Source organism: Pseudomonas sp. GW821-FHT09E12 (assembly GCF_059416085.1).
In genome coordinates, this window is sequence record NZ_JBWKOM010000008.1 from 250,701 (window position 1) to 276,900 (window position 26,200).

Annotated in this window: 28 protein-coding genes and 1 pseudogene; 7 read left to right on the forward strand and 22 right to left on the reverse strand. The window is 62.0% G+C overall.

The annotated features are described in order from the left end of the window. The first annotated feature begins 9 nt into the window (after positions 1-9). Positions 10-822 carry a c-type cytochrome gene (locus AC07PQ_RS23615; protein WP_493185286.1) on the forward strand — a complete coding sequence of 271 codons (813 nt, stop codon included), beginning with the start codon at positions 10-12 and terminating at the stop codon, positions 820-822. A gap of 406 nt (positions 823-1,228) precedes the next feature. Here AC07PQ_RS23615 and AC07PQ_RS23620 read toward each other — a convergent pair whose 3' ends face one another. The 11 genes from AC07PQ_RS23620 to AC07PQ_RS23670 form a co-directional block, all read right to left on the reverse strand. Further along, positions 1,229-1,570 carry a ribonuclease E inhibitor RraB gene (locus tag AC07PQ_RS23620; protein WP_007928145.1) on the reverse strand — a complete coding sequence of 114 codons (342 nt, stop codon included), beginning with the start codon at positions 1,568-1,570 and terminating at the stop codon, positions 1,229-1,231. Between the two features lie 222 nt (positions 1,571-1,792). Next, positions 1,793-2,050: a hypothetical protein gene (locus AC07PQ_RS23625; RefSeq protein WP_007928144.1), complete on the reverse strand. Its 258-nt coding sequence runs from the start codon at positions 2,048-2,050 to the stop codon at positions 1,793-1,795. Between the two features lie 113 nt (positions 2,051-2,163). Then, entirely contained in the window at positions 2,164-2,772 is a 609-nt protein-coding gene (locus tag AC07PQ_RS23630) for an START domain-containing protein (RefSeq protein WP_007928143.1), read from the reverse strand. Positions 2,773-2,815: 43 nt separating this feature from the next. Beyond that, positions 2,816-3,070 (reverse strand): YkgJ family cysteine cluster protein, encoded by a 255-nt coding sequence (locus AC07PQ_RS23635; RefSeq protein WP_007928142.1) that lies wholly within the window; start codon positions 3,068-3,070, stop codon positions 2,816-2,818. A gap of 168 nt (positions 3,071-3,238) precedes the next feature. Beyond that, the gene (locus tag AC07PQ_RS23640) at positions 3,239-3,751 is read right to left on the reverse strand and encodes a translation initiation factor 2 (protein WP_493185332.1); all 513 of its coding nucleotides are present in this window, start codon (positions 3,749-3,751) and stop codon (positions 3,239-3,241) included. A 79-nt stretch (positions 3,752-3,830) separates the two neighbouring features. Next, the gene (locus AC07PQ_RS23645; protein WP_007928140.1) at positions 3,831-5,270 is read right to left on the reverse strand and encodes an aminotransferase-like domain-containing protein; all 1,440 of its coding nucleotides are present in this window, start codon (positions 5,268-5,270) and stop codon (positions 3,831-3,833) included. A 202-nt stretch (positions 5,271-5,472) separates the two neighbouring features. After that, a complete protein-coding gene (locus tag AC07PQ_RS23650) occupies positions 5,473-6,285 on the reverse strand; it encodes an OmpA family protein (RefSeq protein ID WP_053260229.1) in 813 nt (270 codons plus the stop codon). Continuing rightward, positions 6,282-6,638 carry a DUF4398 domain-containing protein gene (locus tag AC07PQ_RS23655; RefSeq protein WP_009042881.1) on the reverse strand — a complete coding sequence of 119 codons (357 nt, stop codon included), beginning with the start codon at positions 6,636-6,638 and terminating at the stop codon, positions 6,282-6,284. Before AC07PQ_RS23655 ends, AC07PQ_RS23650 begins: the two co-directional genes overlap by 4 nt. A gap of 9 nt (positions 6,639-6,647) precedes the next feature. Further along, positions 6,648-7,472 (reverse strand): substrate-binding periplasmic protein, encoded by an 825-nt coding sequence (locus AC07PQ_RS23660; protein ID WP_493185287.1) that lies wholly within the window; start codon positions 7,470-7,472, stop codon positions 6,648-6,650. Between the two features lie 82 nt (positions 7,473-7,554). Next, positions 7,555-8,484 carry an electron transfer flavoprotein subunit alpha/FixB family protein gene (locus AC07PQ_RS23665; RefSeq protein WP_493185288.1) on the reverse strand — a complete coding sequence of 310 codons (930 nt, stop codon included), beginning with the start codon at positions 8,482-8,484 and terminating at the stop codon, positions 7,555-7,557. Position 8,485: 1 nt separating this feature from the next. Then, positions 8,486-9,235 carry an electron transfer flavoprotein subunit beta/FixA family protein gene (locus AC07PQ_RS23670; RefSeq protein WP_007928126.1) on the reverse strand — a complete coding sequence of 250 codons (750 nt, stop codon included), beginning with the start codon at positions 9,233-9,235 and terminating at the stop codon, positions 8,486-8,488. 546 nt (positions 9,236-9,781) lie between these two features. Between AC07PQ_RS23670 and AC07PQ_RS23675 the strand changes: the two genes are divergently transcribed. Further along, the gene (locus tag AC07PQ_RS23675) at positions 9,782-11,446 is read left to right on the forward strand and encodes an electron transfer flavoprotein-ubiquinone oxidoreductase (protein ID WP_037035167.1); all 1,665 of its coding nucleotides are present in this window, start codon (positions 9,782-9,784) and stop codon (positions 11,444-11,446) included. 177 nt (positions 11,447-11,623) lie between these two features. On the opposite strand, the gene AC07PQ_RS23680 is transcribed toward AC07PQ_RS23675, so the two are convergent. After that, positions 11,624-12,514 carry an AraC family transcriptional regulator gene (locus AC07PQ_RS23680; protein ID WP_007928122.1) on the reverse strand — a complete coding sequence of 297 codons (891 nt, stop codon included), beginning with the start codon at positions 12,512-12,514 and terminating at the stop codon, positions 11,624-11,626. 180 nt (positions 12,515-12,694) lie between these two features. Here AC07PQ_RS23680 and AC07PQ_RS23685 point away from each other — a divergent pair, with 180 nt between their 5' ends. Both AC07PQ_RS23685 and AC07PQ_RS23690 read left to right on the forward strand, forming a co-directional pair. Further along, a complete protein-coding gene (locus tag AC07PQ_RS23685; RefSeq protein ID WP_493185289.1) occupies positions 12,695-13,747 on the forward strand; it encodes an NAD(P)-dependent alcohol dehydrogenase in 1,053 nt (350 codons plus the stop codon). A gap of 123 nt (positions 13,748-13,870) precedes the next feature. Continuing rightward, positions 13,871-14,076, forward strand: a pseudogene (locus AC07PQ_RS23690) (short-chain dehydrogenase). Positions 14,077-14,191: 115 nt separating this feature from the next. Here AC07PQ_RS23690 and AC07PQ_RS23695 read toward each other — a convergent pair. Further along, positions 14,192-14,671, reverse strand: a complete 480-nt coding sequence (locus AC07PQ_RS23695; RefSeq protein WP_007928100.1) for a GNAT family N-acetyltransferase — start codon at positions 14,669-14,671, stop codon at positions 14,192-14,194. Positions 14,672-14,934: 263 nt separating this feature from the next. Here AC07PQ_RS23695 and AC07PQ_RS23700 point away from each other — a divergent pair, with 263 nt between their 5' ends. Further along, positions 14,935-15,585 carry an HD domain-containing protein gene (locus tag AC07PQ_RS23700; protein ID WP_493185290.1) on the forward strand — a complete coding sequence of 217 codons (651 nt, stop codon included), beginning with the start codon at positions 14,935-14,937 and terminating at the stop codon, positions 15,583-15,585. Positions 15,586-15,632: 47 nt separating this feature from the next. Here AC07PQ_RS23700 and AC07PQ_RS23705 read toward each other — a convergent pair whose 3' ends face one another. Beyond that, positions 15,633-16,613, reverse strand: a complete 981-nt coding sequence (locus tag AC07PQ_RS23705) for a DUF3829 domain-containing protein (protein WP_493185291.1) — start codon at positions 16,611-16,613, stop codon at positions 15,633-15,635. 398 nt (positions 16,614-17,011) lie between these two features. Here AC07PQ_RS23705 and AC07PQ_RS23710 point away from each other — a divergent pair, with 398 nt between their 5' ends. Further along, positions 17,012-17,392 (forward strand): termination factor Rho, encoded by a 381-nt coding sequence (locus AC07PQ_RS23710; protein WP_493185292.1) that lies wholly within the window; start codon positions 17,012-17,014, stop codon positions 17,390-17,392. Between the two features lie 76 nt (positions 17,393-17,468). On the opposite strand, the gene AC07PQ_RS23715 is transcribed toward AC07PQ_RS23710, so the two are convergent. The 8 genes from AC07PQ_RS23715 to AC07PQ_RS23750 all read right to left on the reverse strand — a co-directional run bounded on the left by AC07PQ_RS23715 (position 17,469) and on the right by AC07PQ_RS23750 (position 24,964). After that, entirely contained in the window at positions 17,469-18,401 is a 933-nt protein-coding gene (locus tag AC07PQ_RS23715) for a PfkB family carbohydrate kinase (protein WP_493185293.1), read from the reverse strand. Next, positions 18,394-19,860: a purine-cytosine permease family protein gene (locus AC07PQ_RS23720; protein ID WP_101337235.1), complete on the reverse strand. Its 1,467-nt coding sequence runs from the start codon at positions 19,858-19,860 to the stop codon at positions 18,394-18,396. Before AC07PQ_RS23720 ends, AC07PQ_RS23715 begins: the two co-directional genes overlap by 8 nt. 155 nt (positions 19,861-20,015) lie before the next feature. After that, positions 20,016-21,014, reverse strand: a complete 999-nt coding sequence (locus tag AC07PQ_RS23725) for an ADP-ribosylglycohydrolase family protein (protein ID WP_493185294.1) — start codon at positions 21,012-21,014, stop codon at positions 20,016-20,018. Continuing rightward, positions 21,011-21,724, reverse strand: a complete 714-nt coding sequence (locus AC07PQ_RS23730) for a GntR family transcriptional regulator (protein ID WP_007928081.1) — start codon at positions 21,722-21,724, stop codon at positions 21,011-21,013. Before AC07PQ_RS23730 ends, AC07PQ_RS23725 begins: the two co-directional genes overlap by 4 nt. Before the next feature lie 70 nt (positions 21,725-21,794). Next, complete coding sequence (locus tag AC07PQ_RS23735) at positions 21,795-22,358, reverse strand: DUF1285 domain-containing protein (protein WP_493185295.1); 564 nt, start codon at positions 22,356-22,358, stop codon at positions 21,795-21,797. Positions 22,359-22,379: 21 nt separating this feature from the next. Beyond that, on the reverse strand, positions 22,380-22,982 hold the full coding sequence (locus AC07PQ_RS23740; protein ID WP_007928079.1) for a DUF4823 domain-containing protein: 603 nt from the start codon (positions 22,980-22,982) through the stop codon (positions 22,380-22,382). Positions 22,983-23,217: 235 nt separating this feature from the next. Continuing rightward, complete coding sequence (locus AC07PQ_RS23745) at positions 23,218-24,186, reverse strand: GTP 3',8-cyclase MoaA (protein WP_493185296.1); 969 nt, start codon at positions 24,184-24,186, stop codon at positions 23,218-23,220. A 139-nt stretch (positions 24,187-24,325) separates the two neighbouring features. Next, a complete protein-coding gene (locus AC07PQ_RS23750; protein ID WP_007928069.1) occupies positions 24,326-24,964 on the reverse strand; it encodes a TetR/AcrR family transcriptional regulator in 639 nt (212 codons plus the stop codon). Positions 24,965-25,042: 78 nt separating this feature from the next. Here AC07PQ_RS23750 and AC07PQ_RS23755 point away from each other — a divergent pair, with 78 nt between their 5' ends. Further along, on the forward strand, positions 25,043-26,176 hold the full coding sequence (locus AC07PQ_RS23755; protein ID WP_007928066.1) for an aminotransferase class V-fold PLP-dependent enzyme: 1,134 nt from the start codon (positions 25,043-25,045) through the stop codon (positions 26,174-26,176). The last annotated feature ends 24 nt before the right edge of the window (positions 26,177-26,200 follow it).

Consider the following 26,200-nt stretch of genomic DNA (forward strand, 5'->3'; position numbering starts at 1 on the left):
AGCGATCAATTGAAATCTCTTATCCTCCTGTGCAGCGCCCTGCTGCTCATCACACCCGTGCATGCCGCGCAGCTGACCCTGGAACTGGGGGCCGGCAGTCGCACCTGGCAGACCGAAGAACTGCTCAAGCACCCTCAGGCCCGGACGATCACCGTCAAGGATGACGTGTCGTACAAACGCGACATGAGTTACCACGCGGTGCCGATCTCGGCCCTGCTCACCGGCATCAAGGCTGATGACCATCTGCAGGCTGTCGCCCTGGACGGTTTCGCCGCCGAATTGCCCGCCGCCCCCCTGCTCAACCAGCACGGCGCCCAGGCCTGGCTGGCCATCGAAGACCCAGCCAAGCCCTGGCCGCCCCTGGCTGAAGGCAAGCACAGCGCCGGGCCTTTCTACCTGGTGTGGACCAACCCGCAGGCCGGTCATATCAACCCCGAGCAATGGCCGTTCGAAGTGGCGAGCATCAAGCGCCTGGCGCCGGTGGCCGAGCGTTTCCCGGCCCTGCGCCCGGACCCCAAACTGGCGGCCGGCGACCCGGTGAACCAGGGCTTCGCCCTGTTCCAGAAGAATTGCCTGGCTTGCCATCGCCTCAACGGCGCCGGCGACTCGCAGTTCGGCCCGGATCTGAATATCCCCTACAGCCCCACCGAGTATTTCGGTGCGGACTTCCTCAAGCGTTATATCCGTGACCCACAGAGCCTGCGCCGCTGGCCACAGGCGAAGATGCCGGCCTTCGCAAGCAGCGTATTGCCGGATGCCGAGCTGGAGTTGCTGGTGGGGTATCTGAAGCATATGGCGGGACGCAAGCAGCCTGGGCAATAAAGCTGGCTTGGGGAGGTGCTGTCCAGAATGCCATCGCAGGCAAGCCTCGCTCCTTACAGTCGGGCGTGCTCCCCGGCAAGCGCTCCATTGCAATGCAGTGGCTATCGACGGCATAGCCAGACTTGATTTCACCGCTTGGGCAAAACTGCGCAAAATTCGCTGCAGCAGCGCAGATGACTTCAGTACCACCACGGTGCGCAGTCGACGCCCCACCCTTCATGGCGCCAATGGCAGCCGGACCCGGAATGTCCCCCGACCGGTTTCCTCTCCTACCGGTCTTCCCTTTTGGCCACCCTCAGCGGGTGGCCTTTTTTTACCCGCTTTTTTTGTAGGATCCCGGGGGCAGAAACGAAATCGGCCGACCCGAAGGTCAGCCGATGCTGAGTCTTGACGCTATTCATATGCCCTAAACGAGTCGCCCTCGAACCTCCTGCTTCACGCCCCAACCTTCAATGATCCCGCCCAGGGGCGCGACCACCGCTTCAAAGTCCTGCTCGAAATCGCCGATGCCGCCGTAGGTGGCGTACATCACCTTGCTCAACTCCAGGTACCAGACGCCGTCATCGCGCACGCTGACCTGGGCATTCAAGGATTCACCGCGGAACTGCCCTGCCGCCCTGCGTGCCCGCTCCTCGTCCGGGAAAATGGCGTAGAACTCGATGGGATGGAATCGTGAAAAGTCGAAACCGCCTTCTTTCATGCGGCGCAGCACGCTGCTGCTGATGTCTTCTTGATAGGCTGTGCTCATGAAACGTCCTCCTCAAACCGATGGATAGACTTTCCGTACTCCCTTGCCTGTCACCGCACGGTGCAGGCTTGCGGCGAGAAGATCGCCGCCAGGAAACAAGCATGTAGCTGACAAGACCAGACCTTAGCGATTCATTCGCTGATCTCGAATGCAGAGTAGCGCCAAGACGCAGGCGCTGCCAAGGTCTGGGTTAAAGCTCGGTGGAGCTTTGCGCATTAAAGATTAAATCGGCGTAATGCTGAGGATTTGAATGCTGTTCTGATCTTTCAGGCTCTTGAGCGTAGGGTCGTCGGTGCGCCCTTCCAGATCGTTGAGGTCAAGCTCGGCCGGAACCGGCAGAAGCTTTGCGCGAATCAATTGTGCCGCCTCCTCCATGCTGGGCTGCTGCTCACAGTCGAACTGCTCGACTGACTGGACACCATGATCGTCAACGAAAGTGACTTGCCACTTTTGCATCAGTGCCTCCTTGATGAAGCCCATGGATGGACTCACAAGATGTCGACCCTGAAGAACCAAGGATCGTTCAAACCAAAGGCCCGGCGGTGCCATTAAAAAAGGCTGCCCTGGGGCAGCCTTTTCGCAACGATCGGCGCTTACGGTTTCTCGGCGCGCGCCTTCAATGCTTTGAGGGTGTTGAACGGCGCATCCACGACAAACTTGTTGGCCAGCCAGGACGGCACGCTGCCGCCCGGTTCGGTGTGCACCTGATAGGTCACTTCGACCTGGTCCGCGCCCTTGGGCACGAACTTCCAGAAGCCTTCGACCTGGGCGACACGCACGAAACCTTTCTCCTCGGGAAGGTAGGTCGGTACGCCTTCGAGCTTGCGGGTCAGGCTGCCGTCGGCCGCTTCGCTGGTGGTGACGTGCAGCACCGAATCACGCGGCGTGACCGGCCATGGGGTATTGAACTGGGTGTAGGTCCAGCTCTGCTCACCTTCGTGCTTGAGCAACTTCTGCGACTTGCATTCGTGAATCCAGGCGCAGGCGCCCGTCACGTCGTCCTGCAAAGCGCGCAGCTTGGCCACGCTGGTTTTCATGGTGGTCACGCCCCGGTAGGCCTTGTATTTGGAACCGGCCACTTCACTCAAGGAGACCTTGATGCCGTCTTCATCCTTGGCCGTTTGCCAATCTTCGGCGTGGGCGGTTGCCGAGAGCAGAACGGTCAACCCACAGAGCACAGCAATTCGATGCAGCGAACCCATTGTCTTATTCCTTATTGTTGAAGTTCCGTTCATTGAAAACACTTCACGCCGCCGTCACTTGCTCCCACCAGCCCAACAAGCGGATAGCCTCTTCCCGACTGCCGCCGCAGACTTCGACATCGGCCTGGAACGCACCACAGACGGCGGGCCGTTCGGGTTGGCCGAACAAACCGCACAGCAGTTCGACAGAAAGATGAATGCAACGTTCTCCGGCCGGTTTGCCATTGGGCATTCCGGGAATCGGGGTACTGATGGAAGGGGCAATGCAACAGGCGCCACAGCCTTCACGGCAGTTCATGACGACAAGCTCCTCGCGGCGGGCAAAGTATTGAAATGACGCGGACTAGAGTAACCGCTAAAACAGCCGTTTGAAATTGGCCGCCCACGGGTTTTTACGCTAAGGCTCGCGTGACTGACCAGTCTCCGACAAAGCGTCAGGGCTGCGGGTCACAGTCAGGATGAAGGTTTACTGCTTGAACTCGAAATCCAACGCCGCGCCTTCCACATCACGCCGTTCGTCATTGCGCAGCTGCAACTGCATTTCGTTGCTCAGCAAGCGGCCGTTGAGCTGGAACGGACTGTCGTCCTTGGGTTTCTCGCCGAACATCGGCGGCAGCAACGGGGGGCGCTTGGGCTGGTTGACCGAGCCGATCGGCTGCAATTGCTTGACCATTTCCGGCGGCAGGCTCAGATCGACATTGGCCGAAGGCAAACGCGTCCTCACGATCTCACTGGCAGGCTTGGACTTGGAAGCGATCGGCGCGCGCCTTTTCTGTGCCTTGGCCTTGGGTTTGGCCTTGCTGGTCACTGCCGCCTTCTTTACCGGCGCGGCTTTCTTGGCTGCCGCGGTTTTCTGCGATTTATTCTCGGTGGCGCTTGCCGAGACCTTTTCCTGGGCCGGAGCCGCCAGAACGCTGGCCGTGCCGAAAGCACTCAATACGCTGACCAATACCCAGGCAACAGGAAAAATCGCTTTCATAGAGAGACAACAGGATCGGCGGCAAAGAGCCATATGCTCGCCTGTTGACCGCGCGAAAACAAGCACGGTAACCGATCCTTCAAAAACCTCCCGCGGCCTCCTGGCACAACTGGCTGGCCAGCATGCCCAGGGTCATCAGTGCCCGTTCGGCCTCACGATTCCAGGGGGTACCGCAGTTGAGGCGAATGCAGTGGTTGAACTGCTCGGTATTACTGAAGATCAGCCCCGGCGCGATACTGATGCCCTGCTGCAATGCCCGGACATGCAATTCCTGGGTATTGACCCGCCCCGGCAGGCTGACCCAGAGAATGAAACCGCCGTTCGGACGGGTAATCTGCGTGCCCTCTGGGAAGTACTGCTGCACCGCCAACTGAAAGGCGCTGAGGTTCTTGCGGTACTCCTGGCGGATAAAGCGCAGATGCCGGTCGTAACCGCCGTTCTCCAGGTAGGCCGCGACGCCCATCTGGGTGACGCTGCAGGCCGAGTGGGTGCTGAAGGTTTGCAAACGCTGGATTTCCTGCTGAAACTTGCCGGCAATCATCCAGCCGATGCGCACGCCGGGTGACAGGGTCTTGGAAAAGCTCGAGCAATAGATCACCCGATCCAGACGGTCATAGGCTTTCAGCGCCTTGGTACGACCGACCTCGAACATCAGTTCGCCGTAGATGTCATCTTCGACCACCTGGATATCGAAATCCGAGGCCAGGCGCAGCAATTGTTTCTGCCGCTCTTCCGGCATGGTGCCGCCCAGTGGATTGCTCAAGCGCGTGGTCAACACCAGGGCCTTGATCGACCACTGGTTGGCCGCCAGTTGCAGCGCTTCCAGGCTCATGCCGGTGGAAGGGTCGCTGGGAATCTCGATGACCTTGAGCCCCAACAGGTCGGCCAGTTGCAACAGGCCGTAGTAAGTCGGCGACTCCGCGGCGATCAGGTCGCCCGGGCGGGTCAGCACGCGCAACGACATCTGCAGGGCATCCACGCAGCCGTGGGTGATCACCACTTCGGAGGGGTCGACCACCACGCCAGCGTCGCGCATGCGAATCGCCACCTGTCGGCGCAACGGCTCGAAGCCGGGGCTGAACATGTAGCTGAAAGCGCGCGGGCTATGGAAACGGGTGACCTTGGCCAGTTGCTGGTGCAGCGCCCGCACTGGCAGGTAATCGACGCTCGGCACCGCGGCGCCCAGCGGAAACACGCCTTCACGGCGCGACTCCACCAACACCTGATGAATGATGCTGCTGCGCGTCACCAGGCCAGGCCGCTCGACCCGGGCGATGTCCGGGGTCGGCGCGGTCAGCGCCGGGGTCTGGTGCACGTAATAGCCCGACTGTGGACGGGCACGGATCAGCCCCTGGTCCTCGAGATTGGCGTAGGCCTGGAGCACCGTGGCATGGCTGACGTTGAGCTGGGAACTCATCTTGCGTACCGAAGGTACGCGTTCCCCGGGCTGGTACACACCACGACGGATATCTTCAGCCAGCTGCTGAGCGATACGTTGATAAAGCAAGAGATTGGTCATGACGCTGCACTCGATTTCACCGGCATTTTATTCTTGTGGATGACGATACCGGAACAGTTCATAAGTGTACTGGGACAGTTGCCACAATAGTCGACCGTACAGGGCAGTGTCAGCAAAAACTGTACTGTTTTGTGTGCCAATCGTCAGGCACAAAAAAACCCGGCTCCGCGGGGGAAACCGGGCTGTCTTGAGCCGCCGCGTCTTAGCGCGCGGCGCCCAACTGGCCTTTCTCGTCGGAGAAGACGATTTCCACCCGACGGTTCTGCGCCCGCCCACGTTCCGAGGCGTTGGCCTCGACCGGGTACTCATCGCCATAACCTTCGACCTGGACCCGTTTCTCCTCGACACCCAGGTCCACCAGGATATCGGCCACCGCCTGCGCCCGGTCGCGGGACAGTTTCAGATTGCTCTGCTTGTCGCCGGTGTTGTCCGTGTAGCCCTCGATCCGCACCACACGCTTGGGGTTCAGCTGGAGAAACTGCACGACTTTGAGCACGGTACGATTGGCCGAGCTCTTCAGCTCCGCTTCGCCGGTGTCGAACAACACATCGCCCAGGGTCATCACCAGCCCGCGATCGGTCTGGGTCGTGGCCAGGTTGATGATCTGCTCTTCCAGCCACTTGCCCTGCTGCTGCACGCTCAGCAATTTGGCCTCGCGCAGGGCCAGTTGCAGGCGCTGGCGTTCGAGTTCGAGCTTGGCCGCCTGCTCCTGGTTCAGCGCCTGGTTGGTGTGCTCGCGGGCGATTTCGCTGTAGCGCTGGCTGAGGTAGGCGTAGTGCACCACATCCGAACCGCTGCCCCAGTAGCTGGACAGGCGATCGGCCCGGGCCAGGGACTCACCGGCGCGGATCACATCCTTGGGCGCGATGCGCAGCACATTGGAATCTTCCTTGACCTTCTGGAAGTCCTCGCCGGCCTGTTCCAGCGCTGCTTCGCTGCGTTGCCCGGCACAGCCGTAGAGGCCGGTGCAGGCGATCAGCAGCACGCCACTCAATACCTGGGTCAGACGAATCATTGGGCATCTCCCAACTGCTTGCGTAGACGAGTGATGCGAGTCTGGACGAGGTTCAGCTGTTCCTGGCTTTTCAGGGTCAGGACCCGCGCCTCGGCCAGGCGCGCATCCAGTTCCGCCTGCTCGGCACGCATGCGCGCGTGCTTGAACGACTCTTCCTGCATGTTGCGTTGGGCGCGGGCGAATTTGTCCTCGGCCAGTTTCATTTCCGGCACATCCTCTGCCGTGGCTCCCACGGCCTTGGCCTGGGCCAGGGTTTGTTCGGTCAGGCGCATTTGTTCATTCGGCGCCGGATCGGCTGCGCAACCCGCCAGAGCCAGGACGGCCAGGGCAGCGAAAAGAGGTCGAATACTCACTAGAAATCCCTACTGTTTGGGGGTGCTGACAGGTTGCTGCAACTGTGCCTTCCAACGCTCGAGATTGCGCTGCAGCACGGCTTCCGTCAGACCGGACGCGGGCAATTCTGTCATCTTTTTTGCCAACTGTCCGCGCAACCATGGGTCGTTGCAGGCGGAGTTGTGCGAGATGGCCAGGAACAGGCCAGGTTTGTCGGCAGGCTGCGGGAATGCCAGCAGATCGTTGGCCATGCCCAACGACTGGGCCAGGGCCATGCCGGCGTAGCGTCCGGCCAGTACGTACTCCACCTCCCCCAGCAACAGTTTCTGGAATGCCTGGGTCAGATTCGGCATGCGGGTCAGGCTCAATTGCTCCTTGGCGAAGGCATCGAAGGGCGGCGTCAGGCGCGCCCTTTCCGACAATGCGCCGGTATGCCCATGCAGGTCCGAGGGCTGGCTGTAGCTCAGCGTCGAGCCCTTGCGGGTCCAGACCAGGAAATCGTTCTCCAGCAGCGGCGGATGAATGTAGTCCAGCGCTTCCAGCTCACTCACCGTCAGCGGCGCGTCGGCCAGCATGTCTATGCGCCCGCTGCGCACTTCATCCAGGGCGGCGGAGCGTTTGCCGGCATACAACAACTCGACCTTGATCCCCAGTTCCTGCGCCACGTGTTGCAGCAATTCGGCGCTGGCGCCAATCAGGTGGCTGGGGTCCTGCGGGTCGCGCCACAGATACGGCGGGGCATCCGGACTGCCGGTCACCACCAGGCGCTCGCATTTACCGGCGGCCATCGACGGCAACGGCATCAATGTCAGTCCCAGCAGCACTGACAGGCCACCCAGGCGGCGCAGATCCATGGCGAAATTCTCCCACTCAAATCCCAGACAATAAAAAAGCCCGGCCAAAAGACCGGGCTCTCTTATAAGTGAAGCCGCTGGATTAGACCAGCTTCTCCAGCTCTGGTACGGCTTCGAACAAGTCCGCCACCAGGCCGTAATCGGCCACCTGGAAGATCGGCGCTTCTTCGTCCTTGTTGATCGCAACGATCACCTTGGAGTCTTTCATACCGGCCAGGTGCTGGATCGCGCCGGAGATACCGACGGCGATGTACAGCTGTGGCGCAACGATCTTGCCGGTCTGGCCGACCTGCATGTCGTTGGGTACGAAACCTGCATCGACCGCGGCGCGCGAAGCACCCACGGCAGCGCCCAGCTTGTCGGCCAGGGCGTACAGGTGTTTGAAGTTGTCGCCGTTCTGCATGCCACGGCCGCCGGAAATGACGATCTTGGCAGCAGTCAGTTCAGGACGGTCGGACTTGGCCAGCTCTTCGCCGACGAAGCTCGATTTGCCTGCGTCGTGAGCGGCAGCAACCGCTTCGACAGCGGCCGAACCGCCTTCGGAAGCAACCGGATCGAAACCGGTGGCGCGCACGGTGATGACCTTCACGGCGGCGTTCGATTGCACGGTAGCGATGGCGTTACCGGCATAGATCGGACGCTTGAAGGTGTCGGCGCTTTCTACCGAGATGATCTCGGAAATCTGGTCGACGTCCAGCTGCGCGGCCACGCGCGGCAGGATGTTTTTGCCGTTGGAAGTGGCGGCGGCCAGGATGTGGCTGTAGCCCTTGCCAAGCTCTGCTACCAGAGGGGCAACGTTTTCCGGCAGTTGGTGAGCGTAAGCGGCGTTGTCGGCCGACAGGACTTTGCTCACGCCAGCGATTTTCGCCGCGGCTTCAGCCACGGTGCCAGCGCCCTGGCCGGCGACCAGGACGTGGATGTCGCCACCGATTTTGGCAGCGGCGGCAACGGTGTTAAGGGTGGCCGGAGCCAGCACCTTGTTGTCGTGTTCAGCGATTACCAAGATAGTCATGTCAGATTACCTTCGCTTCGTTTTTCAGTTTCTCGACCAGTTCAGCGACCGACTTGACCTTGATGCCCGCGCTGCGTGCAGCCGGCGCTTCGACTTTCAGGGTCTTGTTGGTAGAGGCGGTGGAAACGCCCAAAGCATCAGGAGTCAGCACTTCAAGCGGCTTCTTCTTGGCTTTCATGATGTTTGGCAGAGACGCGTAGCGCGGCTCGTTCAAACGCAGGTCGGTGGTGACGATCGCTGGCAGGTTCAGCGAAACGGTTTGCAAGCCACCGTCGATTTCACGGGTCACGGCAACCTTGTCGCCCGACACTTCGACCTTGGAGGCGAAGGTGCCTTGAGCGTAACCGCTCAGGGCTGCCAGCATCTGGCCGGTCTGGTTGTTGTCGCTGTCGATGGCTTGCTTGCCAAGGATCACCAGCTGAGGCTGTTCCTTGTCGACCACGGCCTTGAGCAGCTTGGCCACGGCCAGGGAGTTCAGTTCATCAGCGGACTCGACGAGGATGGCACGATCGGCACCCAGCGCCAGGGCGGTACGCAGTTGCTCTTGAGCAGTAGCGGGACCGATGGAGACGACGACGATTTCAGTCGCTACGCCTTTTTCTTTCAGGCGTACGGCTTCTTCCACTGCGATTTCGCAGAAAGGGTTCATCGACATCTTGACGTTGGCGAGGTCGACGCCGGAATTGTCCGCCTTGACGCGAACCTTGACGTTGTAATCGACAACGCGTTTGACAGCTACAAGAACCTTCATGGATTCCTCGTTACTCTCCGGTGAAAAGAAAGTCGCCTAGGCGAACCTGGCGGTTGATGCTCATCGGGCACAAGGGCACCTCTAAAAACGCTGGCATGGACTCTTGCAACAGCAGACAGATGACCTTGCTCACGGGATGATGACCGTTCGTCAGTAGCGACTGGCCGGTCATTCTTTATCGCGGCGTGTAAACTGCACGTTGCGTCACCTTGTACTGCCTTCGCCCTGTCTTTAGAGGTGCTCTTGAAACCAACAGTCAGCCTACGGCGAGCGCAAAACCGACCGTATCTTGACCGGAACGCCTATTCTGGTCAATACGCCAAAATGGCCAGTCATAAGCCGTGCTTCTTTGATTTATATGGGCTGCAGCAAATTCAAACAAACGTTTGTATTGGACGCTAAGAGTGGTGTAGATATAATGCGCCGCCTAGAGAGAAAGGCGGGTCGTTCATTGTCCCCTCCCCTGTTTGGCGGAGAAAACCATCGATGCGACACCCAACCTCCAATTAGAAAAAAACCGTTGAGCCTTGAGTAGGAGATAGCCTAGTGGAACGCGAATACATGGAATTCGACGTGGTCATCGTCGGTGCCGGCCCCGCTGGCTTGTCCGCCGCCTGCCGACTGAAGCAGAAGGCCGCCGAAGCCGGTAAGGAAATCAGCGTCTGCGTGGTCGAGAAAGGCTCCGAAGTCGGTGCTCACATTCTTTCCGGCGCCGTGTTCGAACCACGCGCCCTGAACGAGCTGTTTCCGGACTGGAAAGAGCTCGGCGCCCCGCTGAACACCCCGGTCAAGCGCGATGACATCTATGTCCTGAAAAACGCCGACAGCGCGACCAAAGTTCCCGACTTCTTTGTGCCCAAGACCATGCACAACGAAGGCAACTACATCATCTCCCTGGGCAACCTGTGCCGCTGGCTGGCCCAGCAGGCCGAGAACCTGGGCGTGGAAATCTACCCGGGCTTCGCCGCCCAGGAAGCGCTGTTCGACGAGAACGGCGTGGTCCGCGGGATCATCACCGGCGACCTGGGTGTCGACCGCGAAGGCAATCCGAAGGAAGGCCTGTACACCCCTGGCATGGAACTGCGTGGCAAGTACACCCTGTTCGCCGAAGGCTGCCGTGGCCACATCGGCAAACAACTGATCAAGCGCTTCAACCTGGACAGCGACGCCGACGCCCAGCACTACGGCATCGGCCTCAAGGAAATCTGGGAAATCGATCCGGCCAAGCATCAGCCAGGCCTGGTGGTCCACACCGCCGGCTGGCCGCTGGACATCATGGGCACCGAGAACACCGGCGGATCCTTCCTTTATCACCTGGAAAACAACCAGGTGGTGGTCGGCCTGATCGTCGACCTGTCCTACAGCAACACCTACCTGTCGCCGTTCGACGAATTCCAGCGCCTCAAGCATCACCCGGTGTTCAAGCAGTACCTCGAAGGCGGCAAGCGCGTCAGCTACGGCGCGCGCGCCATCTGTAAAGGCGGCCTGAACTCGCTGCCGAAGATGGTGTTCAAGGGCGGCGCGCTGATCGGTTGCGACCTGGGCACCCTGAACTTCGCCAAGATCAAGGGCAGCCACACCGCCATGAAGTCCGGCATGCTCGCCGCTGACGCCGTGGCCGATGCGCTGTTCGCCGGTTCCGAAGGCGCCGACGAGCTGAACACCTATGTAGAAGCGTTCAAGTCCAGCTGGCTGTACGAAGAACTGTTCGCCAGCCGCAACTTCGGCCCGGCGATCCACAAGTACGGCGCCATCGTCGGCGGCGGTTTCAACTGGGTCGACCAGAACCTCTTCGGTGGCAAGCTGCCGTTTACCCTGCACGACACCAAGCCGGACTACGCCTGCCTGAAGCTGGCCGCGGACTGCAAGAAGATCGACTACCCGAAACCGGACGGCAAGCTCAGCTTCGACAAACTCAGTTCGGTGTTCATCTCGGGCACCAACCATGAAGAAGAACAGCCTTGCCACCTGAAGCTGACCGATCCGAGCATCCCGATCGGCAAGAACCTGCCGCTGTACGATGAACCTGCTCAACGCTACTGCCCGGCCGGGGTGTATGAAGTGATCACCAAGGAAGACGGCGAGAAGCGCTTCCAGATCAACGCCCAGAACTGTGTGCACTGCAAGACCTGCGACATCAAGGACCCTGCGCAGAACATCACCTGGGTTGCGCCGGAAGGCGCAGGCGGTCCGACTTACCCGAACATGTAAGGCGTACGCTTGAAGAAAAAGGCTCCCGAATGGGGGCCTTTTTTATTGCCGGCGCCACTGCCCTGCTTCTGTAGGAGCACAGCTTGCGTGCGATAAGGCCTTGGCGATGTATCTGTCAGACCGTCTCACCCTGCATCGCGGGCAAGCCTCGCTCCTACAGACGAGCGCTCCACCCCATCACGCTGCTCGCTCATCCCCCGGATTGCGCTCGAAGTAGCGCTTGTATTCACGGCTGAACTGCGAGGTGCTCTGGTAGCCCACCCGATGCGCCACCTGGGCCACGCCCAGCCCTTCTCCCAGCAGCAACTGCTGCGCCCTGAGCAAGCGCAGGCGCTTGAGGTACTGCACCGGCGACAGCAGCGTGCTGCGCTTGAAGTGCTCATGAAAGGTCGAGGTGCTCATGTTCGCGCAACGGGCCAGGGTCTCGACGTTCAGCGGCTCGGTGTAATGCTCGTGCAAGTGATTCAGCGAGGCGGAAATCCGCGCGAACTGCCCGTGCTGCTCCACCAGCGCGCGCAGCACATCGGCCTGCGGCCCGCGCAAGACGGTGAACATCAATTCGCGCAAGCGCGCCTGGCCCATCACCTTGCACTCCAGAGGATCGTGCAGGCAGCGCAGCAGGCGCTCCACGCAACCACGCATCGTGTCGTCGAGCACCACCGAAGTCATCGACTCAGGGGTCTGCGCCTGGGCGCTGCGCCCCGCGGCAACGCCCATCGCCAGCACCAGCTCGCCCAACAGCGCCCGGTCGATGGCGATGGACACCCCCAGCAACGGCGCATTGGGCATGGCGAAGGTCTCGCACTCGAAGGGCACCGACAGCGCCTGGATCAGGTAATGCCCAGCGCCGTACTCCAGGGTCCGCGGGCCCAGATACGCCAGCTTGCTGCCCTGGGCGATGATCATCAGGCTCGGCTCATAGATATGCGGGCCGCGGGCTACGTCGCAACTGGCCCGTAACACCTGAACCCCGGGCAGCCCCGTGGGAACGAAACCGTCGCGGGTCGCAAGAGGCTGGATCAGGGATACCAGGGTGGCATTGGCATCGAGATGGCGGGTCAACAACATGGGGAAAACTTCACGGAAAAAGGGATGAAAACATCATCGCAGGTCTGCACGCCAATGCCGCGCGCAAATGGCCGATGGCGGAGGAATAGGCATGACATGCCGAGGAATCGCCATGTTCGCGCCAGGGAGCGGCGCCGAGAATGGCCCGCCTCATCTGTCAGTGCTTTTGCGAGGTTCATCATGTACACAGCTATCGGTTACGCCGCCCAGTCCGCCACCACGCCCCTCGCCCCCATGAGCTTTCAGCGCCGCAGCCCGCGCCCCGACGACGTGGCCATCGAGATTCTCTACTGCGGCGTCTGCCACTCCGATATCCACCAGGCCCGCAATGAATGGGGCATCGCCGTGTACCCGCTGATGCCGGGCCACGAAATCGTCGGCAAGGTCACCGCCGTCGGCGCCCAAGTGACCAGGCACAAGGTGGGCGACCTGGTCGGCGTCGGCTGTATGGTCGACTCCTGCCGGCATTGCGAAGCCTGCGCCGCCAACCTGGAGCAATACTGCCTGGAAGGCCCGACCATGACCTACGCCACCCCGGACCGGGTCGACGGCAGCAACACCATGGGCGGGTACTCCGACAGCATCGTGGTCAGCGAGCACTTTGTCGTGCGCATTCCCGAGAAACTCGACCTGGCCAGCGCCGCGCCGATCCTCTGCGCGGGCATCACCACCTACTCGCCGCTCAAGCATTACGGGGTGAAGGCCGGCGACAAGGTGGGCATTCTCGGCATGGGTGGCCTGGGCCACATGGGCATCAAGTTCGCCAAGGCCCTGGGCGCGCAAGTGACCCTGTTCACCCGTTCGGCGAGCAAGGCCGAGGAAGCCCGCCGCCAGGGTGCCGATCATGTGATCGTCTCCACCGATGCCGAGCAGATGAAGGCCGCGGCCGGCCGCTTCGACTTCCTGCTGGACACTATCCCGGTGCAACACGACCTCAACCCCTACCTGGATACCCTGCGTTTTGACGGCGTACACATCCTGGTCGGCCTGATCGAGCCGGTGGACCCGCCCGTGCACGCGGCCAAGCTGGTACTGGGCCGTCGCGTGCTGGCCGGCTCGCTGATCGGCGGCATCGCCGAAACCCAGGAAGTGCTGGATTTCTGCGCCGAGCACAACATCACCTGCGACATCGAAATGCTCGACATCCGCCAGATCAACGAGGTTTACGCGCGGATGATCGCCGGCGATGTGAAATACCGCTTCGTCATCGACATGGCGACCCTCAAGCAATAAACGCAGTCCCGTAGGAAGCTGCCCGCGATGGCGATGGACCTGGAAAAATGCCATCGCGGGCAAGCTTCGCGCCTATGGAAGCCTGAGTCAGCCGCCGAGTTCGGCGGAGATGCCAGCGGCGGCCTGCTGATCGACAAAACCACCCCACTCGATGTCCTCCACGCCAACAGCGCCGTCCGTCTGCTGGCCATCAACCAACTGCTGGAAAGCCTGTCGCGGCTAGACATGAAAGCCGCCGACAACACCGACTGCAACACCTGGCCAGCGCCATCCTGTTGCGCGACAGCTGCGATCTGCTGGATGTGATGGGCTGGCACCTGCAGGCCTGAGCCCTGGTCGAACAACGGTAGCCCTGAACTTGAGGGCTGCCTTGAGAATGGAGTGGGCTGTCAGGATTGCTATCGCGAGCAAGCTCGCTCCTGCACGAAAGAAGCGCCGAGTAAATCAGCCCTGGGCAAACGCGCGCAGCACATCGCCATCCATGCGGTACCTCACCCACTCTTCCTGGGGCTGGGCGCCCAGGGATTTGTAGAACTGGATCGCCGGTTCGTTCCACTCCAGCACGCTCCACTCGAAGCGCCCGCAACCGTTGTCGCAGGCGATCCGCGCCAGGTGCCGCAGCAGCTGTTTGCCAGCGCCGCCGCCGCGTTGTGCGGGGGTGATGTAGAGGTCTTCCAGGTACAGGCAATTGCTGCCCAGCCAGGTGGAATAGCTGAAGAAAAACACCGCGAAGCCGATCGGCACGCCATCGCGCAGGCAGATCAGGCCGTGGGCCGTGGCGCCCTCGCTGAACAGGCTGCGCTCGATGTCGGCGACGCTGGCGATGACCTCATGGCGAGCACGTTCGTAATCGGCCAACTCCCTGATGAAGGCAAGGATTTGCGGTGCATCGCTGGGCACGGCTGGACGGATTTCGACGGACATCGGCGGGTCTCGGTTGGAAGGCAGGCGGCCATATTAGATCGACAGGGGAAGGACATGCACGGGTATTTCACAGGGATATGCCTGGAGGTCGTGACGGGTGATTGTCCATGTCGGAATTGCCCGATACCTGTAGCCGCTGCCGCTGGTTGCGATCGGTCGCGAAGCGCACGGCACTTTTATCGAAGCCCGAAGGTCCCGCGGGCCTTATCGCAGCCTGCGGCAGCGGCTACAGTGTGCGCCTGTATGTTTACTGCCTGGCTGAAATGACTTCCGACGCTTTTGCTCCCCTGCCCGATCTCGCCAACACCCTGCTGCCCCACGCGCTGGAGCCCGTCGACGACGGCGCCCACGACCTGTCGCACCTGCAGCGGGTGTGGGCCAATGTGCAGCGCATCGCCCGGGAAGACGGCGGCGATCTGCAAGTGCTGCTGGCCGCCACCCTGCTGCACGATTGCGTCGCCGTGGAAAAGAGCTCGCCGCTGCGCGCCCAGGCCTCGCGCCTGTCGGCGGAAAAGGCCTCGGCCCTGCTGCACCGACTGGGCTGGCCCGAAGCGAAGATCGCCGAGGTGGCCCACGCCATCGAAGCCCACAGTTTTTCCGCCGCCATCGAGGCTCGCACCCTGGAGGCGAAGATCCTGCAGGACGCCGACCGTCTCGACGCCCTGGGCGCTCTCGGCGTGGCCCGCACCTTCTATGTCGGCGGCCGGTTGAACCGAGCCTTCTACGATCCCCACGACCCGCACGCCGAGCACCGCGGCTACGACGACCTGAACTTCACCCTCGACCACTTCCACACCAAGCTGCTGCACCTGGCCGAGGGTTTCCAGACCGTGACCGGAGCGCGCCTGGCGCAGGTGCGCCATGCCCGCCTGAAGCGCTTCATGGACGAATTCATCGATGAGATCGGTGGCTGACTTACTCCGCTGCGGGCTAATCCTGAAGCCTGCAAGACCACCACGACTCAGCAGGTCGGATGGTTGAAGCGATTGATCATGTTGCCGTAGGTGCGGTTGTAGCGGTTGGCCGAGCGGACGATGCTCGAACTCTGCATGTGTGCCGGCAGGTTCTTCATCGCGCCCTCGGGAGCACGCTTGTACACCCCGTCCTTGACGTCGCGGACGATCGAACGCGACTGGCCGATGAACTCATTGATTTCCAACATGCCGCCACCGCACGACTTGCCGCTCTGTGCAGCCTGGGCGCTGACCTTGCCATTCCAACCCGCGGCCGCGTCGGCCACCAGTGCCAGGGACTTCTCGAAGGCTGCCAGGGCCTGCGGATCGTTCGGTTCGGCGAACAGCGTCTCGGCATCCGCGGTGTTGAGTTTGCCGTAGTAGATCAGCCCGGCACGGTAGTAGGCCGCGGTGTCTTTCGGCGCCTCATCGAATGCCTGCTTGGTCAGCGCCAGGTCACGCGCGCCAAGACCGGCGTAGAAGTCCTGCTCCTTCTCGCTGACTGCGGTCAGGGCGGCCAGGTAGGCCTGGCCCTGGCGACGGGCCAGGTCGCCGTTGTCGCTCAGGTAACCCTTGGAAGTGGCGTAGTTCTGCAGTTCATGGCTCAAGGGCGAGAGGGTTTTCAGGGCCGTGGAAAAGGACTGGGCCGCCTGATCCACTTCCGGGATCGGCGTATCGATGGCCAGGGCGCCATCCAGGGCCTGGCTCAGGCGATCGATGAGGATATCGTTGCCAATGCTGAAGGCAGTGATCGGCGCCTTGCCCGCCAGGGCCGGCACCTCGTACTGCTGGTAACGCTGGAGGAAGGTCTGGAAGGATTCGCTGATGCTGTTTGCCGCACCGACGTACTGGTTGTATTTCTCTATTTCCTGTTGCCGGGTATCGACCTGCGCGACGGGCTGGCTGACCTTTTCACTCTTGTCGCCACAACCGGCCAGCAGCACGCTGCCGCCCAATAGCGCCGCAGCCAAAAACATCCGGGTATTCATTGGTTCATTCCTTTAAAAACAGGCCACGACCAACCGCACGGCAGCGGGCAGACCGGTGACGGGGTTGGATGGGCACAACAGGGGATTGACGGCAGGCGTGCCGTGTCGATCAGCCGCCCCTGATCTGGGGCGTAAGAATCATCCATGAGCATCTCGCGAAAAGGCCTGATAATTCGTCAGACGCATCCATTTCCGGGGCAGGCATTGTGCGAGACTTCCCCCCGCCCTGGCAAACCTCGGGCCGCCCAGGCCTGCCCCTCTTGCGCGAAATGCCGCGCTTCTGTGATAGCGATCACACCCTCTGGCAGGGTATCCAGAGCCCATCCGTCGATTCCCGGGCACTTATCGGCCTTTTTCCCGCCCCAACTTCAGGTACCCATTGCCAAAGGAGAGCCCTCATGCCTCGTGGAAGCAAAGCCAAATACACCGCCGAACAGAAGCGCAAGGCCGCGCATATCGAAGCCGGCTACGAAGCCAAGGGCGTGCCCAAGGACGAGGCCGAAGCGCGCGCCTGGGCCACGGTGAACAAGCAGTCCGGTGGAGGGGAACGGGCTGGCGGTTCCGGGCAACGCACACCGGCCTCGGAAAAAACCGCCGCGCGCCAGTCCTCGGCCAGGCGTGCCGTCGCCAGCCGTGAAGGACATGCCCGCAACAGCACGATGTCGCTGAGCACCCAGACGAAGGACAGCCTGCTGAAGGAGGCCCGAACGAAGAACATTCGTGGCCGCTCGACCATGAGCAAGCAGGAACTGATCGAGGCATTGCGCAAGGCGGGATAAACCACGGATCGCGAGCAGGCCTACTCCCGGCGGGAACGAGCTTGCTCGCGATCACTCTCGTTCAGTCGGCAAACGCCTAGGCTCGGACGCTATCCCCATTGACCAGCGCATCCACCTCCGCAGCACCCGGCGCGGTGGCCGGCCCCCAGCGGGTCACCGCCAGGGCCGCCGCGGCGTTGGCCCGGCGCGCCGCCTGCACTGGTTCCAGCCCCTGCGCCAGCGCTGCGACGAAGACTCCGGCATGGGCATCGCCAGCGCCGTTGCTGTCCACCGCCCGGACCTTGAAGCCCGGCACATGGGCGCTATGGCCATGCTGGCTGACCCAGCAGCCCTGCGGCCCGTCCCTGACCACCAGCAACACCTCCTGCGACAGTTCGTCATGCAGGTGTCGCAGGGCTTCGGCGATGGTCGAGGTCCCGGTGAAGCGCAAGGACTCGACGCTGTTGCTGGTCCAGATATCGATACGCGGCAGCAGCCGGCGCATGGCCGCGGAGTCCGGCGATTCCACCAGCGGGCCCGGATCGAACACCACCTGGATCCCCTGCGGCAAGGCCAGCAGCCAGTCCAGCAAAGCCTCGGCCTTGCCGACATGCAGCAGGCTGTAGCCGCTGACATAGACAAAGTCATCGGCCTGCACCGCGACACCGTCCAGGTCCTCGGCCGACAGCTGGCCTTCCACCCCGATATAGGAAATGAAGCTGCGTTCGGCCGTAGCTTCGGTCAGCGCCACGCACAGACCGGTGTCCTCGGTACGGCTGGCCTCGAGAGCGATCCGGATGCCCTCGGCGCGCATCGCCTCACGTGCCAGATCCCCGAAGCGGCCGTTGCCGTGTCGCCCCAGGTACAGCACCGGCAAGCCGTTTCGCTGGGCGGCAGCCATCACGTTGAAGCCGCCGCCGGCCTCGAAGCTGGCGGACTGCGCCAGCACATCGCCGCCGGAGCTCGGCAGGCGCTCCACGGACATCACCAGATCGACGATAACCTGGCCGGTGTGCAGCATTCTAGGCATTGGCATTCTCGACAAAAGCACCGCGGCGATCCCTGGCCCCGCCCAGCACGGCATACACGCCGCCGGCTACCAGGAAGGTGACGATCCAGCCCAGGCCGTTATGGCCCAGCCAGGAATCGGCCAGCGGCCCGGCGAACCAGACGTTCTCGGCGCTGGTGCCGATGGTGGTGAAGCTGAAACCCAGCACTATAGCCAGTGCCCAGGCACCGAAGGCCCGCCATTCGACACCGCCGCGATACCAGTAGGCGCTGCTCGGGCTGACGTCCAGCAGATCCTTGGGGCTGTAGTAGTGACGGTGGATCAGGTCGACCACGAAGATCCCGACCCAGGCGGTTAGAGGCACCGCCAGCAAGGAAATGAAGGTAATGAACGGCCCATAGAAACTCTCGGCGATCAGCATGAAGTAGATGGAGCCGGCGAAGATCGCCACGATGTCCACCACCACCGCGTACACCCGCTTGACCTTGAGCCCCAGGGTCAGGGTGGTCAGGCCGGCCGAGTACACCGACAGGTTGTTCGACAGCAGCAGGCCGCCGAAAGCGGTGATCAGGTACGGCACCGCCATCCAGGTCGGCAGCATGTCGCGAATCGCCACGATCGGGTCGGTGGCCGAGGCCAGGTCATCGTTGCCCACCGACAGCAGGCCACCCAGGGTAATCAGCAGCACCAGCGGAATGCCGGCGCCGAAGGCCGCCGATGCCACCAAGCGCGAGGCCTTGACGCTGCTGTGCTGGTAACGCGACATGTCGGCACCGGTATTGGCCCAGCCGATACCGGTGCCCGCGGCCATGGTGCCGATACCGATGATCATCGCGCTCAACGGCGCCGGGGTGGCGTTGAACACCGCGCTCCAGTCGATGGTGGCGCAGAGGAAGCCGCCCACCAGCAGGTTCAGCGCACCGAACACATAGGTGGCCCACTTCTGGATCACCAGCAAGGTGGCGTGGCCGAGGCCGGAGACGGCCAGGGTCAGCAGCACGAAAATGCCGATGAACAGCAGGGTCAGCAGCGGCGCACTCTTGGCTTCCACCGGCGAGCCGAACAGGATCGAACACAGCGACAGCAGGACGAAGGCCGCGGTAGTGGTGTTGACGGTTTCCCAGCCCACTCGCGACATCAGCGACACCAGGGTCGGGCCGATATTGCCGCGCACGCCGAAGATCGCCCGCGACAGCGTCAGGCTCGGCGCCCGCCCGCGACGCCCGGCGATGGAGATGATCCCCACCACCGCGAACGAACCGGCGGCGCCGAGGATGGCAACGATGATCGCCTGCCAGATCGACAGGCCACGAAAGGCCACCAGGGTCGCCCCCAGCGGCAAGCCGAGGATGCTGATATTGGCGGCGAACCAGACCCAGAACAGTTGCAGCGGATGGCCGTTGCACTCGCCTTCCGGCACCGGCTCGATGCCGCGGGTTTCCAGTTGCCCGGCGCTTTGCCCGGGGTTCGATGCACTCATGAAAAAGCTCCTGTTGCCCTTGTTGTGATTGTCGGCAATTTCGGAAGTCGATCAGACATCCCGGCACTCCTCGCCGTTTCCTGCTATCCATGGCAAAAATGCTTCAGCGACGGCTCGCGCACAGGTGGTGGGAACCTTGGCCATGCAGCCAGTCTTTAACGCAGGGCCAGCAGCCCCTGCACCAGCGGTTCGAGGTCCAGGTCGTTGACCAGCTTGATCTGCTCGATCAAGGCGGCCGGCCAGCACTCCATCCCCTGGCAGGCACCGAGCATCGCGCCGAGGATGGCGGCAATGGTATCGGTGTCGCCCCCAAGGCTCGCGGCCATGCACAGCGCCTCGAACGCCTGCAGCTCGCCGATGGCCACCTGATGCGCCAGGGCGAAGGACACCACCACCGATTCCTGGGACGCGACGGAGGTGCCGATCACGTCGTACAGCAGATCGGCCAGCAGCGCCTTGTCGCTTTCGACGCTGAGGGTGCGCGCCCAACTGATGCGCGTGGCAATACGGCCGCCAGCCACCCAGTGACCATGCCGCTCCGCTTCCAGGGCGATCTGCACGCCGACCTGCAAGGCGTCGCCCAGCGGCACGCCATTGATCCCGGCGGACACTACCGCCGCCACCGCCGCCGCGCTGGAGATACCCAGCGTAGTGTTATGGGTGACCTGGCAAGCTTCCACCACCGCGCGGATGAAGCCCTGGACATCGTCGACGTTCGCCGCGATGCCCACCGGGGTGATGCGCATCGCCGCACCGTTGGTGGTGCCGTAGCGCCCGGCTTCTTCCGCGGTATGGCCGGCGAGGATCATCTCGATAGCGCGCTTGGTCGAGGGGCCCAAAAGGTCCTGGGAGCCCTTGGCCTGCATCGCCGCTTCCCACTCGATCAGGCTGTGAGCCAACGCCGCCGGTTCGATCCGGCCCTTGCCCGCGACCAGCAGATCGCCGACCAGGATCGCCTGCTCGGTGTCGTCGGTGATCGAGCCCTTGGGCATGTTGGCGGCGATCGGTTGATCGGGACCGGCGTCTTCCAGGCTGCGAATGGCACCGTAGCGCTGCTTGATCTGCTGCCGGCTCAAGGATTGGGTCGGCATGCCCAGGGCATCGCCCAGGGCCAGCCCGTAAAAAGCGCCCAGAGCGCGATTCAGCGGGATCATTTCTGCGCTCCGAATTCCAGGTGCAGGCGAAAGTGCAGCGGGTCGAGAAAACTCTCCACCTGTTCCATGAAACGCCCGCGGCGGTCATAGGTGGTCCGCAGGGCCTTGAGAAACACACTGCCGGCTGGACGTCCCAGCAGTCGTGCCTCTTCTTCACCCAGTGGCTCGGCGCCAATCCATTGATCGCCGCGCTCGCCGATATAGCCGTAAGCGGCCAGGGTAATGGTCAGGGAATCATCGATCAGCCCTACTCGCGGCAGGCTTTCCAGGCCTCCGGTGGCAGGCATCAGGGAACGTTCAAGGGAAACCACGGTGCCGTCGGTAGAGCGTCGGCGCCGGTCCAGAGCGATGAACTGGTCAGTGCCGAAGCGACTGAGCAGGTCGGGACGCTGCACCGCTTCCAGGCGCAGCAGCTCGGTGTTGATCAGCGCCCCGCTGTCCGCCAGGGCCTGGGCCCAGCCGTTTTGCTGGTCCAGCACCACACCGTCAAAGGTGACGATGGAGCCGACCCCGCTCTGGGTGGCGATGTAGTTGCGGCGTTTGAGTTCGGCCAGGGCCTCACGCAAGGTGCCACGACTCACCGAGAATTCCTGGGCCAACTGATGCTCGCCCGGCAGCAGGAAACCGTCCTCCATGAGGCCGCTTTCGATGCGTCGGATCAGTTCATCGACCACGCGTTTTTTCTTGTCAAATCGAACATGTCTAATCATGTACAAATTGATACCCGAAAGGGGATCTTCGTCGCAAGATATTTATTCGATCAACAAGAGGTTTCGCAGCTCAGGGCTCCAGGCCGATCGGGAAGAACACCCCGCCGCTCCAGACGCCCAGCCAGTTCTGACCGTCGATCGGACGGCTCACCGCCAGCTCCACCAGTTGATAGAACACATTGCGGTGCACCAGCGCCTCCAGATTGCTGCGTACATGAACGTAAGGCGCCGGCTCCTGGGTCTGCAGGTCGATCACCACTCGCAGCGGATGCTCGCTGCCGGCGCTGACCTGCTCGTCGACGTTGGTGGTAAAGCGCAGGACCTGGGCCTCGCCTTCCCCTTCGACCTCCAGGGTGACGGCGACAAAAGGCGCGTCATCGACCTTGATGCCGACCTTTTCCACCGGGGTGATCAGGAAGTAGTCGTCGCCGTCGCGGCGAATGATGGTGGAGAACAGCTTGACCATCGGTTTGCGGCCAATGGGGGTGCCCAGGTAGTACCAGGTGCCGTCGCGGGCGATACGCATGTCAATATCGCCACAGAAGTCGGGGTTCCACAGGTGGACCGGCGGCAAGCCCTTCTGCGCCTTGGGAATCTGCGCCAACAGATCGTTGGCTTTGCCCGGACCACTCATGCTGCTCTCCTCGTGCTTGGCTTAATCGCTCAAGCCTAACAGGCTGCGGGCGTATTGTTCGAGCGGCGGGCCAAGCAGGTCTTCGGGCTTTTTGTCGTGGAACGTCAGTAAACCGCCACGACTGCGAATCCGCGCGGTGTCGATCAGATACTGGGTACTGGTCTCGATCAGCATGATCTGAATCACACCGTTGTCGATCCCCAGGCGATCCACGGCTTCCTGGTCGAACCATTCATCGGAGTTGCCAATGCGGTCGTCGGCCTTGGCGAAACGGGTGTACAGCAGGTAATGCGCACCCACCTCACGGGCCTCGGCCATGGCCTGGTCCAGGCCTTCCGGCGCCCGGGCGCGGCGGACCATGGGGAAGTATTCGATAAAGCCCTTGAAGGCTTCCTCGGCCACCACGTTGGGGCGCGGGTAAGCGCTACCCGGCGGCGCAAAGGCGCCCTGGGCGATGAAAATGAACGAGTCCGGTTGAACGCGGAACGAGTTGGAGCGCTGGGTATTACTGTGATCGAGAAAACCCGCATCACTCATGTGATAGCGAACGCCCTCGCCCATATCGCTGACATTCATGCAGCCGCCGAGCCCCAAAAAAGCCAGCAGCAAAACCAGGCTACGCATCCTTCCCTCCAGAAGCCGGTGACGGAAAACCGGCGAATGGCCACGAGATGCAGCTTCCGCGCCAGCTCGGGCGCCTGTAGCCGCTGCCGCAGGCTGCGAATGGCTGCGCAGCAGCCACAAACCTGGTGAAGGCTATTGGCTGGAGAGAAATAGGTCGCCTGGATTGGCGAGGGCTACACCCTCGATCGCAGCCTGCGGCAGCGGCTACAGAGGACGGGGATCAGGGAGATGGGGTTTAGCCGCCGATGATTTTCATCACCGTCGCACCACCGGAGAATGCCACGTCCTGCTTGTCGCCCAAGGCTTTGACCAGCAAGCGCTGCAAGGCCGGCAAGGCTTGGTGGCGCGGCTTGTCCAGCAGATCGCCGACGTAATGCCGGTTACTCGACGACAGGCAACCGTGCAGCCAGCCGGTGGACGACAGCCGCAGGCGCGAGCAGGTCCGGCAGAACGGTACGCTTTCGTTGGCGATCACGCCGAAATGGCCCTGACCCGGAATTTCATAGCGTACTGCGGTGGCGTCCACCGGCGCATCGGCCTGCAGGTATTCGTAGCGCTCGCCGATCAGGCTCAGCAGCTGCTGCAGACTGACGAACTGCTGCAGGAAAGCGTTGGAATCGCTGGCCAGGTGGCCCATGCGCATCAGCTCGATAAAGCGCAGTTCATAGCCACGCTCCAGGCAGTAGTCGAGCAGCGGCATTACCTGGTCCAGGTTCTGCCCGCGCAGCGGCACCATATTGACCTTGATTTTCATGCCCGCCGCACGAGCCTGGTCCATGCCGTCGAGCACGGTCGCCAGATCGCCGCCACGCGCAATGCCGCGGAAAGCCGAGGCATCCAGGGTATCGAGGGAAACGTTGATGCGCCGGATACCGGCATCCACCAGCAACGGCAGCTTGCGTGCGAGCAATTGGCCATTGGTGGTCAGGCTGATGTCTTCCAGCCCCATTTGCCCCACCGCCGCCATGAAGGCTTCGAGTTTCGAACTGACCAGGGGCTCGCCGCCAGTGATCCGCAGGCGTTCGATGCCTGCGGCCTCGATCAGATAGGCCACGCCGCGCGCCATGGCCTCGGCCGACAACTCGTCCTGGGCAGCCACCAGCCGCTTGCCGTTGGGCACGCAGTAGGTACAGGCGTAGTTGCAGGCAGAAGTCAGGCTGATACGCAGATTGCGAAAACGCCTGCCTTGACGATCAACGATCATGGATGACTCCGGCGAAGGAAGAGTGAACCGACCAAAACCTGACTCAAAAATCAGGTTTTGGCAAGTCCCATGCCTGAGTATATTCCTGGGACACTGCGCCATATAGAGAAATCATGGCGCCATAAGGCCATTGAATGAATCAGCTGCCGGAGCTATCGGGGTCGCGCTTGCGCTTGTTGCCCATGCGCACGCCGATGTCCATCAGGAACTGGAAGAAGCCTTCCTGGTCTTCCAGCACGTTGCTCCAGAACGGCGAGTGATACAGCGCCACCGCGCCGTGCACCAGCGCCCAGGCTGCGCAGTAGTGGAAGTAAGGCGGCACGTCTTCGAGCTTGCCTTCGCTGATGCGGCCCTTGATCAACAAGGTCAGGCGTTCGAAGTTGGAAGCACGGATCTTGTGCAGTTCCTCGACCATTTCCGGCACCTGGTTGCCCTTGACCACCTTCTCTTCCAGGCGATCGAACAGCCGGTAACGCTGTGGATCACGCATGCGGAATTCGAAGTAGGCCCGGGACAGGGCTTCCTTATCCTTGTCGACATCGGCAGAGTGCAGCAGCTCGTTCAGGTCGCGCTCATAATCGAGCATCAGGCGCAGATAAATCTCCGCCTTGGACTTGAAGTGCTTGTAGATGGTCCCTTTGCCGATACCAACGGCATCAGCGATCATCTCGACGGTGACGCTGTCTTCACCTTGATCGAGGAACAGCTTGAGCGCGGTATCGAGAATTTCTTGCTCACGGCGACGAAACTCACGGACCTTACGAGGTTCTTTCTGCATAAGAAAAGGTCTGTCGGGGTCAAAATCGAAGCCGCGTATTATGCCTAAATTGCGCCAAAATGCACGGATCATCCGACCATGACTATGTTTCTTGATGAATTTGTACAGGCCCCGGGCCTGCGTTATTTGAATCACGCAGCTGTCGCCCCCTGGCCGAATCGGGCCGCCGAAGCCGTGGCGCGCTTCGCCAAAGAGAACGTTTTGCTGGGCGCCCGGGATTATCCGGACTGGATGGCCCTTGAGCAACGCCTGCGCGAACGCCTGATGCGCCTGCTAAATGCACCGTCAACGGATGACATCGCGCTGGTCAAAAATACTTCGGAGGCGCTGTCATTCGTCGCCTTTGGTCTGCCTTGGGAACAAGGTGACCAGATCGTCATCAGCGACGAGGAATTCCCCTCCAACCGCGTCGTCTGGGAAGCCCTGGCCAGCCAGGGTGTGGAAGTGCTGCAGGTCGGCCTCAAGGGCGACGATCCGGAAGGCGCTCTGCTGGCCGCCTGCGGGCCGCGCACCCGGCTGATGGCGATCAGCGCGGTGCAGTTCGCCAGCGGCCTGCGCCTGGACCTGCAGCGCCTGGGCGCAGGCTGCAAACAACAGAACGTGCTGTTCTGCATCGACGCCATCCAGCAACTGGGCGCCCAACCCTTCGATGTCCAGGCCTATCAATGCGACTTCGCCATGGCCGACGGCCACAAATGGATGCTCGGGCCTGAAGGCCTCGGCGTGTTCTATTGCCGCAGCGAGCTGCGCGCGCAGCTCAAGCTCCATGAGTTCGGCTGGCACATGCTGGAACACATGGGCGATTACAGCCGCAGCGAATGGGAACCGGCCAAGAGCGCGCGGCGCTTCGAGTGCGGCAGCCCGAACATGCTCGGCGCCATGGCCCTGGAAGCAAGCCTGTCGTTATTGGAAGAAGTGGGCATGGAGCACGTGGCGACCTTGATCGCCGAACGGGTCCAGTGGCTCCAGGATGGCCTGAATGCTATCCCCGGCGTACGCCTGCACACCCCGCTCAACCCTGCCCGACGCGGCGGAATTTTCTCGTTCAGTATCGATGGCATCGATAATCAGGCAGTTCATGAGGCGCTGCAACAGCAGCAGGTGGTGTGTATTCCCCGTGGCCCAGGGGTTAGATTTTCACCGCATTTCTATACTGAAAAGCGCGTAATCGACGAAACTCTTGCCATCGTGGCTGATATCGCCCGGCAATGAGAACTCAAGCGAAGCGCTCGTATT